We start from the raw sequence: 17299 nt of genomic DNA, 5'->3' as shown, positions 1-17299 counted from the left end.
GGCGCCGACGGACCCGCCGCCGCTCCGCATCCGCCGCCCCTCCCCCGATTCCGCGCCCCGCCCCAGGAGGTCCTCGCCGTGACGCCGCTCGACCCGCCAGGCCGCACCACCCGCACCGTGCCGGCCACCTTCCTGGCCGGCCCGGACGCCCCCGCGCGCGACCCCGCGACCGCCCGGCGGGCCGAGCCGGAGCCGACCGGGCCCGCCCCCTCGGCCGCCGTGCCCCCGCCCGCACCCGCACCCGCACCCGCCTCGGCGTCCGTACCCGCATCGGTGTCCGCGTCCGAGTCCGTCGGCGAGGCGGCCGCCCCCGCGGCCGGCGGGGCGCTTCGGCTGCCCGAGGCCCCGCTGCCGCCCGGCGAGGTGGACCGGCTGGTCGGCGGCCAGCACCACGACCCGCACGCCCTGCTCGGCGCCCACCCCGTCAACGGCGGCACCGCGATCCGGGTGCTCCGCCCGTTCGCCGACCGGGTCCTGGTGGAGACCGACCAGGGCTCCGTCGAGCTCACCCACCAGCAGGGCGGCCTGTTCACCGGCCTGCTGGCCGCCCCCGAGGCCCCCGACTACCGGCTGCTGGTCGAGTACCCGGACGCCGAGCCGCTGCGCCAGCACGACGGCTACCGCACCCCGCCCACCCTCGGCGAACTCGACCTGCACCTCATCTCCGAGGGCCGGCACGAGCAGCTCTGGCAGGCCCTCGGCTCGCACGTACGCACCGTCGGCGGGGTGGCCGGCACCGCCTTCGCGGTCTGGGCGCCGAACGCCGCCGGAGTGCGGCTGATCGGCGACTTCAACCACTGGAACGGCACCGGGCACCCGATGCGCTCGCTCGGCTCCTCCGGCGTCTGGGAGCTCTTCGTCCCCGGCCTCGGCGAGGGCGACCACTACAAGTACGAGATCCACACCCGGCACGGCCGGGTGCTGGACAAGGCCGACCCGCTGGCCCGGGCCGCACAGCTGCCGCCCGGCACCGCCTCGGTCGTCACCAGCTCCTCCTACCGCTGGGAGGACGGCGAGTGGATGGCCCGCCGGGCCCGCACCGCGCACCACCGCGCCCCGATGTCGGTCTACGAGCTGCACCTGGCGTCCTGGCGGCCGGACCTCACCGACTACCGCGCCATCGCCGCCGAACTCCCGGCTTACCTGAAGGAGTTGAACTTCACCCATGTGGAGTTCATGCCGGTGATGGAGCACCCCTTCGGCGGCTCCTGGGGCTACCAGGTGTCCGGCTACTACGCGCCCACCTCCCGGCTCGGCAGCCCGGACGACTTCCGCTTCCTGGTCGACACCCTGCACCGGCACGGCATCGGCGTCATCGTCGACTGGGTGCCCGCGCACTTCCCCAAGGACGACTTCGCGCTGGCCCGCTTCGACGGCGAGCCGCTGTACGAGCCGGCCGACCCGCTGCGCGCCGAGCACCCGGACTGGGGCACGCTGGAGTTCGACTACGGCCGGGTCGAGGTGCGCAACTTCCTGGTGGCCAACGCGGTCTACTGGTGCGAGGAGTTCCACGTCGACGGCCTGCGGGTGGACGCCGTCGCCTCGATGCTCTACCTCGACTACTCGCGCGAGGGCGGCGCCTGGACCCCCAACCAGTACGGCGGGCGGGAGAACCTCGACGCGGCCGCCTTCCTCCAGGAGATGAACGCCACCGTCTACCGGCGCTGCCCGGGGGTGATCACCGTCGCCGAGGAGTCCACCGCCTGGGACGGCGTCACCCGGCCCACCGACCGGGGCGGGCTCGGCTTCGGCCTGAAGTGGAACATGGGCTGGATGCACGACTCGCTGGTCTACATGGGCAAGGACCCGGTGCACCGGCGGTTCCACCACAACGAGATCACCTTCTCGATGGTGTACGCCTGGTCGGAGAACTACATCCTGCCGATCTCCCACGACGAGGTGGTGCACGGCAAGCAGGCGCTCGTCTCCAAGATGCCCGGCGACTGGTGGCAGCAGCGCGCCAACCACCGCGCCTACCTGGGCTTCATGTGGGCCCACCCCGGCAAGCAACTCCTTTTCATGGGGCAGGAGTTCGCCCAGGGCGCCGAATGGGACCACGAGCAGGGCCCGCAGTGGTGGGTGCTCGACGAGCAGTGGCCGGCCCACCGGGACCACCTCGGCGTGCGCCGCCTCGTCCGCGACCTCAACGGGCGCTACCTGGAGACCCCGGCCCTGTGGGAGCAGGACAGCGTCCCGGCCGGCTTCAGCTGGCTCGACGGCGGCGCCGCCGAGGACAACCTGCTCTCCTTCGTCCGGTACGCCGCCGACGGCACGCCGCTGGTCGCGGTCTGCAACTTCTCCCCCGTCGTCCGGCACGGCCGCCGGGTCGGCCTGCCCCGGCTGAGCGGACGGGACCAGCTGTGGGAGGAGGCCCTCAACACCGACGCCGCGGCCTACGGCGGCGGCGGGATCGCCAACTCCCACCCGGTGAAGTCGGAGGCCGTCGAGTGGGACGGCCAGCCGCGCAGCGCGGAGCTGGTGCTGCCGCCGCTGTCGACCATCTGGCTCCGCCCGGTCTGACGGGCCGCTCCGGGCTCAGGGCCCCGGGCCGGTGAGGCAGGAAGCCCTCACCGGCCCGCGGGGACCGTCGGCGACCGCCCGGCGCGATCCGAGGACACGCCCTAAGCTCACCGCCGGGGACGTCGGTGGGGACCGGGGGGAGTTTCGTGGGGACGGTGCTGGGGTGGGGGTACGTACTGCTGCCGCTGGTCTGCTGGGCGGTGCTGGCGCGGACCAGGGCGGTCGGGGCGGTGGTCGCCGCGGTGCTGGCCGCGCTGGCGGTCGTCCCGGTGGGCCTGGAGTACGGGTGGTTCCACAGCCGGGCCGTCGCGGAGTCGCAGGCCGGCTATCCGCTCGCCGCCGGGCTGGTCGTGCTGCTCGGCGCCCTGGCCGAGCACCTTCGGCGCGGCCACCGGCCCGCCGGCGGGTCCGGCCGGACGACCGCCGCGATCGCCCTGACCGCCGCGCACGCGCTGCTCGGCCTGGTGGTCGGCCTGCTCTACCAGCTCGCCGTCCACGAGCCCTTCTCGCCCGAGCGCTCCGAGCTGGCACTGCCGCCCGGCCTCGCCGTCGCGCACGACAGCGGCCCCGACCACGACTGCGGCCTGCACACCTGCGTGCGCGAGCTGACGGTGGTGAGCACCGAGGGCCGGTCCGCCGCCGAGGTCGCCCGCCGGCTGCGGGAGCGGCTGACGGCGGAGGGCTGGCGCACCGGGCCGGATCTCGTCCTGGCCCGCCGGCACGGGTGGCTGCTGGACAAGCGGATCACCCTGCTGTCCATCACCGAGCGGCCGGCCGGCGTCGCCGTCGGACTCACCGGCCCCGACCGCTCCCCGTAGGACGGGCCCTCGGACCCGCGCCCGCGGGAGCGTGCCCCGGTGACCTTCGGCCCTTGCTCCCGCGCGACCGCTCCGCTCGCCGACGCGTGTTCACGGTGCGAATGTATGGTCGATATGACCACTTCCTGAGACGACGGGACGGAGAGAACCGCGTGGCGCGCAGCGTGTACGTGACCGGGATCGACCGGGGCGACGGCCGGCAGGCGGTGGAGCTCGGGGTCATGGAGCTGCTCACCCGCCAGGTGGACCGGGTCGGGGTGTTCCGTCCGCTGGTGCACGCCTCCGCGCAGGGCGCCGCCGGCTCCGACCACGTGGTCGAGCTGCTGCGGGCCCGCTACCGGCTGGACCTGCCGGCGGCCGATCTCTACGGCCTCGACTACGAGGCGGCCGCCGCGCTGCAGGCCGCCCAGGGCCAGGACGAGCTGGTCTCGGTGCTGGTGGACCGGTTCCGGGCGCTGGAGCGCCGCTGCGAGGCCGTGCTGGTGCTGGGCACCGACTTCGCGGACACCAACATCCCCGACGAGCTGGCCTTCAACGCCCGGCTGGCGAACGAGTTCGGCGCCGCCGTGCTGCCGGTGGTCGGCGGCCACGGCGAGGACGCGGACGCGGTGATCGCCGAGGTCCGCAACGCCCACCGGGCGTACACCGACCTCGGCTGCGAGACCCTGGCGATGGTCGCCAACCGGGTCGCCCCGGCGGCCAAGCAGCCGGTCCAGCGCAAGCTGACCGAGAAGCTCCCGATCCCCGCCTACGTCATCCCCGAGGAGCCGGCGCTGGCCGCGCCGACCGTCGCCCAGCTGGTCGAGGCCACCGGCGCCGAGGTGCTGATCGGCGACGCCTCCGGCCTCGCCCGGGACGTGCGCGGCTTCGTCTTCGGCGGCGCCATGCTGCCGACCTTCCTGGACGCGCTGACCGAGGGGGCGCTGGTCGTCACCCCCGGCGACCGCGCCGATCTGGTGATCGGCTCGCTGGCCGCGCACGCCGCCGGTGCCCCGCCGATCGCCGGGGTACTGCTCACCCTCGGCCAGCACCCCGGCCCGAACGTGATGGCGCTGGCCGCCCGGCTGGCCCCCGGCACCCCGGTGGCGGTCGTCCCGGAGGGCAGCTGGCTGACCGCCGCCGCCCTGACCCATCTGGAGGGCAAGCTCTCCTCGGCCAGCCCGCGGAAGGCCGAGATCGCCCTCGGACTGTTCGAACTGCACGTGGACACCGCCGAGTTGACGAACCTGATCGAGGTCGGCCGGTCCGAGCGGGTGACCCCGATGATGTTCGAGCACGCGCTGCTGGAGCGGGCCCGGGCGGCCCGTCGGCACGTGGTGCTGCCGGAGGGCACCGAGGAGCGGGTGCTGCGCGCCGCCGAGATCCTGCTGCGCCGCAACATCTGCGACCTCACCCTGCTCGGCGAGGTCGACGCCGTCCGCCGCAAGGCCGCCGCCCTGGGCATCGCGCTGCCGGAGCCGGACGCCGGGGCCGACCGCGCCCAGGTGCGGATCGTCGACCCGGCCACCAGCCCGCTGCGCCGCCAGTTCGCCGAGCTGTACGCCAAGCTGCGGGCGCACAAGGGCATGACCGTGGAACTGGCCCTGGACGTCGTCACCGACGTCTCCTACTTCGGCACCCTGATGGTCCAGGAGGGCATCGCCGACGGCATGGTCTCCGGCGCGGTGCACTCCACCGCCGCCACCATCCGGCCCGCCTTCGAGGTGATCAAGACCTCGCCGGGCGCGGCCATCGTCTCCAGCGTCTTCTTCATGTGCCTGGCGGACAAGGTGCTGGTCTACGGCGACTGCGCGGTCAACCCCGACCCGGACGCCCAGCAGCTGGCCGACATCGCCATCCAGTCGGCCGCCACCGCCGCCCAGTTCGGGGTCGAGCCGAGGGTCGCGATGCTGTCCTACTCGACCGGCACCTCCGGCTCCGGGGCGGACGTCGACAAGGTCCGCAAGGCCACCGAGCTGGTCCGCGAGCTGCGCCCGGACATCCTGGTCGAGGGTCCGATCCAGTACGACGCGGCGGTGGACGAACACGTCGCGGCGACCAAGCTGCCGGGATCGGCGGTGGCCGGGCGGGCGACCGTGCTGATCTTCCCGGACCTCAACACCGGCAACAACACCTACAAGGCGGTGCAGCGCTCGGCGGGCGCGGTCGCCGTCGGACCGGTGCTCCAGGGACTGCGCAAGCCGGTCAACGACCTGTCGCGCGGCGCGCTGGTGCAGGACATCGTCAACACGGTGGCGATCACCGCCATCCAGTCCCAGGAGCGTAAGGAGCACAGGGGTGAGTGAGGGTACCCGGGTCCTGGTGCTGAACGCCGGCTCCTCGTCGGTGAAGTACCAGCTGATCGACATGCTGGACGGCGCCCGGCTGGCCTCCGGCCTGGTCGAGCGGATCGGCGAGGCCGGCGGACGGCTGGCGCACACCCCGCGCGGCGGCACCGAGCGGGAGGCCGCCCAGCCCTTCCCCGACCACGGCGCGGCGCTCAAGGCGGTCGCCGAGGAGCTGGCCGCCGACGGCCTCGGCCTGGACTCCCCCGAGCTGGCCGCGATCGGCCACCGGGTGGTGCACGGCGGGCTGCGGTTCACCGAGCCGACCGTGATCACCGACGAGGTGCTGCGGGAGATCCGCCGGCTGATCCCGGTGGCACCGCTGCACAATCCGGCCAACATCACCGGCATCGAGGTGGCCCGCGCGCTGCGCCCCGACCTGCCGCAGGTGGCCGTCTTCGACACCGCCTTCCACGCCTCGATGCCGGAGTACGCCGCCCGGTACGCGATCGACCGGGAGGTGGCGGACGAGCACCGGGTGCGCCGCTACGGCTTCCACGGCACCTCGCACCAGTACGTCTCGCGGGCCACCGCGCGGCTGCTGGGCAAGGACCCGGCCGAGGTCAATGTGATCGTGCTGCACCTCGGCAACGGCGCCTCCGCCTCGGCGGTGAGCGGCGGGCGCTGCGTCGACACCTCGATGGGCCTGACCCCGCTGGAGGGCCTGGTGATGGGCACTCGTTCGGGTGATATCGACGCCGGCGTGGTCTTCCACCTGCACCGGGTCGGCGGACTGTCGGTCGACGCGATCGACGACCTGCTCAACCGCCGCAGCGGGCTGCTGGGCCTGTGCGGCGACAACGACATGCGCGAGATCATGCGCCGCGCGGACGCGGGCGACCCGGACGCGCGGCTGGCCTTCGACGCGTACGTCCACCGGGCCCGCAAGTACCTCGGCGGCTACTACGCGGTCCTCGGCCGGGTGGACGCGATCGCCTTCACCGCCGGGGTCGGGGAGAACGCCGCGCCGGTGCGCGCGGCGGTCACCGCCGACCTGGAGGAACTCGGCATCGCCGTCGATCCGGAGCTCAACTCGGTACGCTCGCGCGAGCCGAGGATCATCTCTCCCGCGCTGCTGACGTCCGGGAGCCGCGCCCGGGTGGCGGTCGCCGTCGTCCCGACCGACGAGGAGCTGGAGATCGCCCGGCAGACCTTCGCCCTGGTGCACCGATCGGCCGAAAACTGACCCTCCGTCGTCTCGCTCCGCGAAATCCTTCGTCGGCGATTCCTTTCCATTCGGGCCGAATGCACCCATAACACGAACGGATAGACTGATCGATATGCGCCGAGCGAAAATTGTCTGCACCCTGGGTCCCGCGACGGACTCCTACGAACAGCTGAAGGCCATCGTCGAGGCGGGCATGAACGTCGCCCGACTGAACATGAGCCACGGCACCCACGCGGACCACGAGGAGCGGTACCGCAAGGTCCGCCAGGTCTCGGAGGACACCGGCAAGGCCATCGGCGTCCTGGCCGACCTCCAGGGTCCCAAGATCCGTCTGGCGACCTTCGCCAACGGTCCGGTGACCGTCGACAACGGCGACGAGTTCACCATCACCACCGAGGACGTCCCCGGTGACCAGCACATCTGCGGGACCACCTACAAGGGCCTGCCCGGCGACGTCAAGCCCGGCGACCCGGTCCTGATCAACGACGGCGTCATCGCCCTGGAGGTCGTCAGCGTCGACGGCCCGCGGGTGAGGACCGTGGTCGTCGAGGGCGGCGTGCTCTCGAACAACAAGGGCATCAACCTCCCCGGCGCGGCCGTCAACGTGCCCGCCCTGTCCGAGAAGGACAAGGACGACCTGCGGTTCGCGCTCCGGCTGGGCGTCGACATGGTCGCGCTGTCCTTCGTCCGCAACGCCGCGGACGTCAAGGACGTGCACGCGGTCATGGACGAGGTCGGCATCCGGGTGCCGGTCATCGCCAAGATCGAGAAGCCGCAGGCCGTCGAGGCCATGGAGGAGATCGTCCTCGCCTTCGACGCGATCATGGTGGCGCGCGGCGACCTGGCCGTCGAGTACCCGCTGGAGCGGGTGCCGCTGGTCCAGAAGCAGCTGATCACCCTGGCCCGCCGGAACGCCAAGCCGGTCATCGTCGCCACCCAGATGATGGAGTCGATGATCCACGCCTCGCGCCCCACCCGCGCCGAGGTCTCCGACGTCGCCAACGCCATCCTGGACGGCACCGACGCGGTCATGCTGTCGGCCGAGTCGAGCGTCGGCAAGTACCCGATCGAGACCGTCCGCACCATGAGCCGGATCTGCGAGAAGGCCGAGGAGGAGCTGCTCTCCCAGGGCCTGCAGCCGCTCAACCCGGGCCGCAAGCCGCGCACCCAGGGCGGCTCGATCGCCCGCGCCGCGTGCGAGCTGGGCGACTTCCTCAACGGCAAGGCGCTGGTCGCGTTCACCAAGTCCGGTGACACCGCGCGCCGGCTCTCCCGCTACCGCTCGCCGATCCCGGTGATCGCGTTCACCCCGGACAACGCCACCCGCAACCAGCTCTCGCTGAGCTGGGGCGTCGAGGCCCACGTCACCGAGCAGGTCGGCTCGACCGACGCGATGGTGGCCCAGGTCGACGGCGAGCTGCTGCGCATCGGCGAGCTGAACGAGGGCGACACCGTGATCGTCACCGCCGGCTCGCCCCCCGGCATCCCCGGCAACACCAACATGGTCCAGGTCCACCACCTGGGCACCCGCAGCGCGTAAGCACGCGGAACAACGCCCGTGGGGCGGTCCCTCCAAGCGGAGGGGCCGCCCCACGGTCGTACCCGGGTCCGGGATCAGGCCGCCCCGGGGTACGGCTGGTCGTCGTTGTAGAGCTTCATGCCGGGGATCTTCAGGGTCCCGCCGAACTGGCCCGACTGGATCGCGGTGACCCCGGTCAGCTCGATCCAGAGCGGCACCTGGAGCTGGCCGATCAGGTCGTACAGCCACTGCGGCAGCGGCCCGTCCGGGGTCAGGGTCAGCTCGCCCAGGTCGATCGGGATCGGCAGGCCGAGCACCTTGGCCAGGTGGCCGGAGAGCCGCTCGACGTACATGGTGACCGGGCCCTTGCGCATCGTCGAGACCGAGCCCGGCGCGCCCTTCACATGGAAGGTCTTGCCGTTCCCCTGCAGCGTCGTCATGTGCAGGTTCTCGATGTCGACCGTCTCGACCTCGAACTTCAGCACCCGCTTGGTGCCGGTCGGCGTCTGGACGTTGACCACGCCCAGCAGCACCGCGTGGTTCAGGGTGAGCCGGCTGGTCTGGAGGGTCCAGTTCTGGTCCGGCACCAGGATCGGGTTGTCCGGCGGCTTGCCGGCCGGGCTCAGCGCCTTGCTGTCGACCAGGCAGTTCGGGTCCTTCGACGGGGTGCCCGAGGCGGACGGCGTCGCCGCGGCGCTCCCGGCGGCGGGCTTCGCGGACGCCTTGCCGGGCGTCTTCGCGGAAGCCGACGCGGAGGGCGCCGCACTGCCGGTGGCCGGGGCGCCGGTCGAGGGCGCGGCGGTGGGCTTCGGGCTCGTCGGCGCGGTGGTGGCCGGCGCGGTGGTGACGGGTGCCGTGGTGCCCGGGGCGGTCGGCGCGGCGGTGCCGGCCGGGGCCGTGGACGGCGCGGTGCCCGACGCGGTGGGCGCGGGGGCGGCCGGGGCGACGGCACGGGTCCCGGCGGACGGGCTCGCGGTGGCCGTCGGGCTCGGCGCGGCACCCGGGAGGAGCAGGTCGGTGACACCGCCGACGATGTCGCCGATGAGTCCGGCCTGGACGACCCCGCCGCCGCTGCCCGCCGTGCGGGCCTTGGTGGCGGCCGGTTGCGGCGCGGCCGCGGTGGCCGCCGGGGCGGGCGCGGGCGCGGTGGACGCGGTCGGAGCGGTCTCGGCGGGCGGCGTCGCGGGCGCCGTCGTCGGACCGGTCCCGGGTGCGGCCGTCGGCTCGGGCTCGACGGTGGCCGGCGCCTCCGGCAGCGGGACGGACGGGCCCGGTATCGGCGGCGGCAGCTCGCTCTTGGGCACCGGTGTCTCGACGACCTTCGGCGGCGCGTCCGGGGCGGTGGCGCACGGCTTGCTGGCCGCGGTCTCCGCGATCGCCGGGTTCGGCGTGTAGGTCGCGGCCATCAGCAGCGCGGTCGGCACCGCGGCCATCGCCAGCGCCCGGCCGCGCAGCCGGAGCCGCACGGGTGTGCGGGGCGCCGCGTGCCGGGGCGCACGGCGCTCCGCCGACTCGGGACGCTCCTCGCGCGGGTCGCTCACCGGACCTCCTTGGGCTCCGCGGCCTGCTGCGCGGGAACGCTCGCCCCGGCGGCGGGCTGCTCGGCGACCGGCTGCTCGGCGACCGGCTCCTGGGTGACCGGCTCCTGGGTGACCGGCTCCTGGGTGACCGGCTCCGCCGCGGCGGGCGCGGCGGCGGGCTGCTCGGTGGCGACGGACTCGGCCGTCGTCCCCTCGGCCGCCTCGACCCCGGCGGCGACCGTCGGCTCGGGCAGCTTGGCCCAGGCCATCATCAGTCCGCCGCCGATGAGCCCCGGCAGCAGCGCCATGCCGAATCCGGCGAGGTTGGAGACCGGGATCGACACCAGGATCAGCAGCGTGGTGGCCACGCCCGCGAAGATCCGGACGGCGGGCTGGAACCAGGCGGTGAGCCCGAGGATGATCAGCAGCACGCCGATGATCAGCGAACCGGCGCCGGCCGTGGTCGACATGGCGATGGTCACGCCGCCCAACGACAGGTGCGCGTAGGGGAAGTACAGGATCGGGACGCCGGCGATCATGGCCAGCAGGCCGCCCCAGAAGGGCCTGGAGCGGCGGAAGTTACGGAAGCCCCGCCAGAACGCCCCGGCCAGGTTCCGATGTTCGGGCCGAGCCTCGGCCGTTGCGCTGGACATGGTGCAGCTCCTCGATGTCTCTACGAGGGAAGAACTTGAGGTCGGGCCGGGGGCGGTGTTCGCCGCCCCCGGCCCGCGTGGGAACCCTCACTCGGGCGTGCCGGTGGGCACGCCCTCAGCAGGGGCTCAGAAGCACTCGTTGCCCGCGCCGTCGCCGCTCTTGAGCTTGAGGCTCAGACCGTTGAGCACGAAGGTGCCGGCCGAGGTGGCCCGGGCGGTCTGCTTGACGTCGGTCAGCACGGCCTGCTTGGCCGCCTGGGAGAAGCCCACCGCGCCGGTCGGGAGCTTCGCACCGGCCTCCTTCAGCGCCGGGTGGCCGTGCCAGCCCTGGGTGGCCGAACCGGTGAGGGTGGAGGCGTCCTGACCGATGTTGATGTCGGTGAAGGTCGCGTCGGCGTCCAGCTGCTCCAGGTCGATCAGCAGGTTGTGCGCGGTGACCGGCTTCTTCTCGTCGTTGCCGGCGTTCAGCTGGAGGGTGATCTTGCCGAGGCCGAGGCGCGACAGGTCGGTGACGACCGACTGGCAGAGGTTGTGGATCTCGGCGTCGTCGAAGGCCGAGACCGCGACCGGGTGCAGCGTGCCGTTGGCCTCGACGTCGACCGCGCCGAACTGGGCGAAGTTGTCGCCCTTCAGGTACGAGGTCTTCACCTTGAACTGCTGGCCGGAGACGCTGAACGAGGCGGCGAGCGCGCTGTTGGCGATGGAGACACCGACCATCGCGGTGGCCGCGATGCTCGGGACCATCACCAGGGCGAAGCGCTTCCAGCGGGTCTTGCCGTGGGTCTGGGACATGCGTGTCCTCCTTCTGGACGTACATCTCCGGCTCCCCGGTGGCGCGTCCCGCGTCAATGGGGGCCTGGGATGGGAGAGAGCTACGTCCTCGGTAGCGGAGAGCGCCGTGGCAACACGGACGATCCCCCCGAGCGACAACCAGTGACCGCGCGGGCAGCGCGGCCTTACGAAGGACAGGAACCGCCGTGGGAGCGGATACCCCCCTGCCTTCTCGCCGACGGCGTGGCCGTCGGCAGCCCGGTGGGGATCCCCAGCGTCGGGTCCGCCGACCGGCTGCCGGCGGAGGTCGAATCGTGGGGACCGGGCGTGCCGATGCTGCTCGAATCCCGGGCTGAGCACAAGAGGTCGCATTACTGACGGGTAATCCCATACGAGCCGAAACGATCATGGAATCGGCCGGAAAACCACGCAGAGTGACGAAATGGAGGATTGGTGAGGGCGAAATCCCTCGGAAACATCAGTGAAACACCCGTGGACGGTCACATGTCGTGACCGTCCACGGGTGTTGTCAAGATTTGGTAAACCTCAGACGCGATGACCGGATTGTCGCCAAATCACCAGGCGGCACCGCAGGTCATCCGCCGTGTCACCGGCCGGACTTGGAGCGTCGGCCCGGCGGACTCGGCACAGGGCTCAGAACAGCACCCGGGCCAGCGCCTGACGTGCCGCGGTGACCCGCGGGTCCTCGGTGCCGATCACCTCGAACAGCTCCAGCAGCCGCACCCGGACCGCGTCCCGGTCCTCGCCGAAGGTCTTGCCGACCGTCACCACCAGCCGGCCGAAGGCGTCCTCGACGTGCCCGCCGACCAGGTCCAGGTCGGCCGCCCCCAGCTGGGCCGCGACGTCCTTGGGGTCGGCGGCCGCGGCCGCCCTGACCGCCTGCGGGTCCAGCCCCTCGACCCGGTGCAGCAGCTGCGCCTGGGCCAGGCCGAGCTTGGCCTCGGTGTTGCCCGGCTGCTCGACCAGCACGTTCTTGTAGGCCTGGACGGCGCCCGCCAGGTCGCCCCGGTCCAGCGCGTCGTGGGCGGCGGAGAGCGCCGGGTCCTCCGGCCGCTGCGGGGCGGCGGCCTCGGCACCCTCGGCCGGAGCGCCGGTACCGCCGACGATGCCGAAGCGCTGCTCGGCGACCAGGATCAGCTGGTCCAGCACCTTGCGGACGTTGGCCTCGTTCTCGGCGCCCTGGAACAGCGGCACCAACTGGCCGGCCACCACGGCCATCACGGCCGGGATGCCCTGGATGCCGAACTGCTGGGCGATCAGCTGGTTGGCGTCCACATCGATCTTGGCGAGCACGATCCGGCCGGCGTACTCCTCGGCCAGGCGCTCCAGGATCGGGCTGAGCTGCTTGCAGGGCCCGCACCACTCGGCCCAGAAGTCGACGACCACCGGCACCTCGGTGGACCGCTGGACGACCTCGGTCTCGAAGGTGTCCTCGTTGACGTCGATGACGAGCTCGTAGCCGACCCCGGCCGGGGCGAGCCCGGCCTCCTCGGCGGCGGCCGACTGGCGGGCCCGCTCGGCCCTGGCCTGCTCGGCCTTCTGGGCAGCCTCGCCGGCTGCCTTCACTGCGGCGAGGTCGACCGCGCCACGCAGGGCGGCACTGTTGAGACGAGAATTCCGTGGCTGCATGGCACCATCCTCCCCCGCTCGCGCCGCCGGTGGGCACCAACCTCCCGGAAAACGCCCCGCGCGGGCTGCGCGGTCCCGTTTCCCGAGGTGGCGGACCCACCTCCGGGTAGCCTGAACCGTTCGGCGCGGATCCCCATCCGCGCCCGCGCCGCTCCCGTCCCACGGGGACGCGGCGCCTGGTCGTCGCTTTCGCTACGAGTCGTAGCGTAACTGGACCGGGGTCACCCGCCGCAACCCCTATCGGCAGTCCCCCGACGTGAGCTGAGCCACTTTCCCGGGCGCCCCGGCTGACCTGGGTGCGGAGGAGTCGCTACCGTTACCGGTCCCACCCAAGTTACTTACCGGTAAATCGCAAGGAGGCCCGGTGCCGGCCCCCCAGCCACCCGCGACCCCGCCGCACGAGGTCCGCCCGGCCGAGGCCCCCCAGGACGCCCCCCGGGGCCCCGGGCTCCCGCCCCCCGCCCGCTCCCCGGAGACCCCCGAGGGGGGCGCGGCCCGGGCCAAGGGGCGGCCGCGCAGCGCCGCCGCCGACCGCGCCATTCTCGACGCCACCCGCGAGGCCCTCGCCGAACTCGGCTGGGGCGGACTGACCATGGGCCACGTCGCGACCAGGGCCGGGGTCGCCAAGACCACCCTGTACCGGCGCTGGCCGTCCAAGAACGAGCTGGTGGTCGACGCCGTCGCGAGCCTCTTCGACGAGCTGGTGATGCCCGACCTCGGCAGCCTGCGGGCCGACATCGAGGCGGTGGTGACCCAGTTCGCCGATCTGCTGGCCCGTCCGGAGACCCAGGCCGCGCTGCTCGCCCTGTTCGCCGAGGGCACCCGCGACCGCCAGCTGCGGCGGCGGATCCGGGAGGCGATCGTCGATCCGCAGAAGCGGCTGGTCCGGCAGGGCCGGTCCGCCGCCCAGACCCGGGGCGAGCTGGCCCCGGACTGCGACGAGGCCACCGCCCGCGAGGAGATCGACATCATCTTCGACACCATCGCCGGGACGGTCGAGCACCGGGTGCTGGTCAGCGGCGAGCCGATCACCCCGGAGTGGACCCGCCGGTTCACCGGCCTGCTGCTCGGACCGTTCCCGAGCCTGCTCGGCGACTGAGGGCGGCCGGAGGCACGCCGAAGGGCCGTCCGGCGCCGCAGGGCACCGGACGGCCCGACCGTTCGCGGAGACTAGAACCGGGCGGTCTCCCGGTAGATGCCCCACTCCTCGCGCAGGGCGTTGCAGATCTCGCCGAGGGTCGCCTCGGCGCGCACCGCGTCCAGCATCGGCGGGATCATCGACGCGCCGGACCGCGCGGCGGCCAGCATCGCGTCCAGCCCGGCCCGGACCGCGGCCTCGTCCCTGGCCGCCCGACGGGCGCCCAGCACCCGGACCTGCTCCCGCTCCACCTCGTGGCTGACCCGGAGGATCTCCAGTTCGGGGGTGACGCTGCGGGGGTGGCAGTTGACGCCGACGACCCGCTTCTCGCCCTTCTCCACCGACTGCTGGTACTGGAAGGCCGCCTCGGCGATCTCGCCGGTGAACCAGCCGTCCTCGATCCCCCGCAGGATGCCGGAGGTGATCGGGCCGATCGGGTGGTCCTCCCGGCCCTTGTCCAGGATCTTCCGGAAGATCTCCTCGGCCTGCTGCTCGATCCGGTCGGTCATCGCCTCGACGTACCAGGAACCGCCCAGCGGGTCGGCCACGTTGGTGATGCCGGTCTCCTCCATCAGCACCTGCTGGGTGCGCAGGGCGATCTCGGCGGCCTGCTCGGAGGGCAGCGCCAGGGTCTCGTCCAGGGCGTTGGTGTGCAGCGAGTTGGTGCCGCCGAGCACCGCCGAGAGCGCCTCGACGGCGGTGCGGACCACGTTGTTGTACGGCTGCTGCGCGGTGAGCGAGACGCCGGCGGTCTGGGTGTGGAACCGCAGCCACTGCGCCTTGTCGGTCTTCGCGCCGAACCGGTCGCGCATCCAGCGGGCCCAGATCCGCCGGGCGGCCCGGAACTTGGCGATCTCCTCGAAGAAGTCGAGGTGCGCGTCGAAGAAGAACGACAGGCCGGGCGCGAAGACGTCCACGTCCAGGCCCTTGGAGAGGCCCAGTTCGACGTAGGCGAAGCCGTCGGCCAGGGTGTACGCCAGCTCCTGCGCGGCCGTCGCCCCGGCCTCGCGGATGTGGTAGCCGGAGACCGACAGCGGCTTGTAGGCCGGGATGCCCTCGGCGCAGTGGGCCATCAGGTCGCCGATCAGGCGCAGGTGCGGCTCGGGGGCGAAGAGCCACTCCTTCTGGGCGATGTACTCCTTGAAGATGTCGGTCTGCAGGGTGCCGTTGAGCACGGCCGGGTCGACGCCCTGCCGCTCGGCGGCGACCAGGTACATGCAGAAGATCGGCACGGCCGGGCCGCTGATCGTCATCGAGGTGGTCACCTCGCCGAGCGGGATGCCGCGGAACAGCACCTCCATGTCGGCGGCCGAGTCGATCGCCACGCCGCAGTGGCCGACCTCGCCGAGCGAGCGCGCGTCGTCCGAGTCGTAGCCCATCAGGGTCGGCATGTCGAAGGCCACCGAGAGGCCGCCGCCGCCCGCCTCCAGGATCATCCGGTAGCGCTCGTTGGTCTGCTCGGCGTTGCCGAAGCCGGCGAACTGGCGGATGGTCCACGTCCGGCCCCGGTAGCCGGTCGCGTGCAGGCCCCGGGTGTACGGGTACTCCCCGGGCCAGCCGATCCGCTCGAAGCCCTCGACGGGCTGCCCGGGGGCCGGGCCGTAGACCGGCTCGACGTCGTCCCCGGAGAGGGTGGTGAAGTCCGCGTCCCGCTTGCGGGAGCTGTCGTACCGCTGCTGCCAGCGCTGCCGTCCGCGCTCGATCTCCTCGGCGTCCATGACCCCGAACTCCGCTCAGTACGGCCGCCACAGCAACGGGCGGCACAGCTATTAGGACGTCCTACCAATTTACTCGGACGTCCTACTATTTGTCGACGGACACCCGGCCAAGCGCACCGGGAGCATGCGAAAGGGCGCCCTCCCCCGGACGGGGAAGGGCGCCCTCGACGACCTCTGCGGCCTCGGCGCGGCGCCGGCGGCGGCTCCGCTCAGACGCCGGCCGGCTGCCGGGCGGCGTCACCGGCGGCCTGCCCGGCGGCGGCGGCCTCGGCGACCACCTTGCGCTCGGCGACGAAGGAGGCGAACGGGATGCAGCCGGCGGCCAGGAAGAAGACCATCCGCCCCAGCGGCCACTTGAGCTTCTGGCCGAGCAGGAAGGTCACCACGAAGTACCCGATGTAGAGGTACCCGTGCAGCATCGCGACGTAGGTGGTCACGTCCTCGGCCGCGTCGAAGCCGTACTTCGCGACCATGAAACCGCAGAAGACCAGCAGCGCCACACCGGTCGCAACGGCCAGGGCGCGGTACCAGCCCAGCAGGGGGGTCGCCTTCATCTCTACATCGCCTCGCGAGTCAGCATCGGGGGGGTACGTCCGGATCCGCGCACCGCTCCCACGAGGGTAGCCGTCCTCACGCCCCGCCCGGCGCAGGCCCCTCGCCGGGCAGCTCGGCGAAGTCGCCGGCCGCCACCCGCAGCGGGCGCAGCAGGTCGAACACCTCGCGGCACTGCCCGCCGTCGAACTCCTCCAGGCCGAAGTCCATCGCCATGAGCTCCCCGGTGGCCCCCTCGACGACCTCGCGCCCGCGGTCGGTGATCGTGGCGAGCACGCCCCGGCCGTCCAGCGGATTGGGGCGGCGGGCGACCAGCCCGGCCCGCTCCAGGCGGTCGACGGTGTTGGTGACGCTGGTCGGGTGGACCATCAGGCGCTCACCGATCTTGGAGAGCGACAGCTCCCCGGTCCGGCTGAAGGTGAGCAGGACCAGCGCCTCGTAGCGGGCGAAGGTCAGCCCGTACGGCTTGAGCACCGCGTCCACACGGGAGAGCAGGATCTGGTGGGCCCGCATGATCGAGGTGATCGCCGCCATCGCGGGGACGGCTCCCCAACGGCGGGTCCACAGCTCGTCGGCACGGGCGATCGGGTCGAAGTCGAGTGCGAGGGGCTTGGCCACCCGCCAACCGTACCGGCGGGAGCGGCCGCCGCTACCAGTCGTCCTGAGGGATGGACAAGCGCGACACGTGGCGGGATCACGCCAGCGGGTCCGTCAGGTCCGTACCAGCACGTTGCGGGGGTGTGAACGGGTACCAACCGTTCCGCCGGCCGGGGCGGGCGGGGCCCGGGCGGGCCGTCGGACGACGTCCGCGCCGCTACCGGGCGTCGGTTCGGACCGGAACCCGTGACGGGGGCGGGGGGATTCACCCCATTCCTCACTCTGTTCACGTTCCGCCACATTGGCGAGACCTGGCCAATCCATGAACAAGACCTGTCATTTCACTTGTTG

13 protein-coding genes are annotated in these 17299 nt (G+C 72.8%); 6 read left to right on the top strand and 7 right to left on the bottom strand.

Annotated features, from left to right (window positions below; genetic code table 11):
- Window positions 1-78: 78 nt before the first annotated feature.
- From glgB to pyk, 5 genes are all read left to right on the top strand, one after another.
- Complete coding sequence (gene glgB / locus ACW14Y_RS26270) at window positions 79-2520, top strand: 1,4-alpha-glucan branching protein GlgB (RefSeq protein WP_456983639.1); 2442 nt, start codon at window positions 79-81, stop codon at window positions 2518-2520.
- Window positions 2521-2666: 146 nt separating this feature from the next.
- Entirely contained in the window at window positions 2667-3338 is a 672-nt protein-coding gene (locus ACW14Y_RS26265; RefSeq protein ID WP_456983638.1) for a hypothetical protein, read from the top strand.
- Window positions 3339-3490: 152 nt separating this feature from the next.
- Window positions 3491-5623 carry a phosphate acetyltransferase gene (gene pta, locus ACW14Y_RS26260; protein ID WP_380300445.1) on the top strand — a complete coding sequence of 711 codons (2133 nt, stop codon included), beginning with the start codon at window positions 3491-3493 and terminating at the stop codon, window positions 5621-5623.
- Entirely contained in the window at window positions 5616-6848 is a 1233-nt protein-coding gene (locus tag ACW14Y_RS26255) for an acetate/propionate family kinase (RefSeq protein ID WP_402723443.1), read from the top strand. Before pta ends, ACW14Y_RS26255 begins: the two co-directional genes overlap by 8 nt.
- Window positions 6849-6942: 94 nt before the next feature.
- Window positions 6943-8370: a pyruvate kinase gene (pyk, locus tag ACW14Y_RS26250; RefSeq protein WP_380300447.1), complete on the top strand. Its 1428-nt coding sequence runs from the start codon at window positions 6943-6945 to the stop codon at window positions 8368-8370.
- A gap of 74 nt (window positions 8371-8444) precedes the next feature.
- On the opposite strand, the gene ACW14Y_RS26245 is transcribed toward pyk, so the two are convergent.
- The 4 genes from ACW14Y_RS26245 to trxA form a co-directional block, all read right to left on the bottom strand.
- Window positions 8445-9890 carry a hypothetical protein gene (locus tag ACW14Y_RS26245; RefSeq protein WP_456983637.1) on the bottom strand — a complete coding sequence of 482 codons (1446 nt, stop codon included), beginning with the start codon at window positions 9888-9890 and terminating at the stop codon, window positions 8445-8447.
- Window positions 9887-10522: a DUF6114 domain-containing protein gene (locus ACW14Y_RS26240; protein ID WP_456983636.1), complete on the bottom strand. Its 636-nt coding sequence runs from the start codon at window positions 10520-10522 to the stop codon at window positions 9887-9889. Before ACW14Y_RS26240 ends, ACW14Y_RS26245 begins: the two co-directional genes overlap by 4 nt.
- A gap of 126 nt (window positions 10523-10648) precedes the next feature.
- A complete protein-coding gene (locus ACW14Y_RS26235) occupies window positions 10649-11314 on the bottom strand; it encodes a DUF6230 family protein (RefSeq protein ID WP_030392747.1) in 666 nt (221 codons plus the stop codon).
- Between the two features lie 633 nt (window positions 11315-11947).
- The gene (gene trxA / locus ACW14Y_RS26230; protein ID WP_380300450.1) at window positions 11948-12943 is read right to left on the bottom strand and encodes a thioredoxin; all 996 of its coding nucleotides are present in this window, start codon (window positions 12941-12943) and stop codon (window positions 11948-11950) included.
- A gap of 538 nt (window positions 12944-13481) precedes the next feature.
- Between trxA and ACW14Y_RS26225 the strand changes: the two genes are divergently transcribed.
- Window positions 13482-14042, top strand: a complete 561-nt coding sequence (locus ACW14Y_RS26225; RefSeq protein ID WP_045941595.1) for a TetR/AcrR family transcriptional regulator — start codon at window positions 13482-13484, stop codon at window positions 14040-14042.
- A 71-nt stretch (window positions 14043-14113) separates the two neighbouring features.
- On the opposite strand, the gene ACW14Y_RS26220 is transcribed toward ACW14Y_RS26225, so the two are convergent.
- From ACW14Y_RS26220 to ACW14Y_RS26210, 3 genes are all read right to left on the bottom strand, one after another.
- Complete coding sequence (locus ACW14Y_RS26220) at window positions 14114-15799, bottom strand: acyl-CoA mutase large subunit family protein (protein ID WP_380300451.1); 1686 nt, start codon at window positions 15797-15799, stop codon at window positions 14114-14116.
- Between the two features lie 209 nt (window positions 15800-16008).
- Window positions 16009-16353, bottom strand: a complete 345-nt coding sequence (locus ACW14Y_RS26215; RefSeq protein WP_380300452.1) for a DUF3817 domain-containing protein — start codon at window positions 16351-16353, stop codon at window positions 16009-16011.
- A gap of 76 nt (window positions 16354-16429) precedes the next feature.
- Window positions 16430-16969, bottom strand: coding sequence for a MarR family winged helix-turn-helix transcriptional regulator (locus tag ACW14Y_RS26210; protein ID WP_030392752.1), 540 nt, complete (start codon window positions 16967-16969; stop codon window positions 16430-16432).
- Between the last annotated feature and the right edge of the window lie 330 nt (window positions 16970-17299).

Source organism: Kitasatospora sp. cg17-2 (assembly GCF_054031055.1).
The sequence above is the reverse complement of the archived record's forward strand: the minus strand, read 5'-3'. Positions and strand labels throughout refer to the sequence as shown.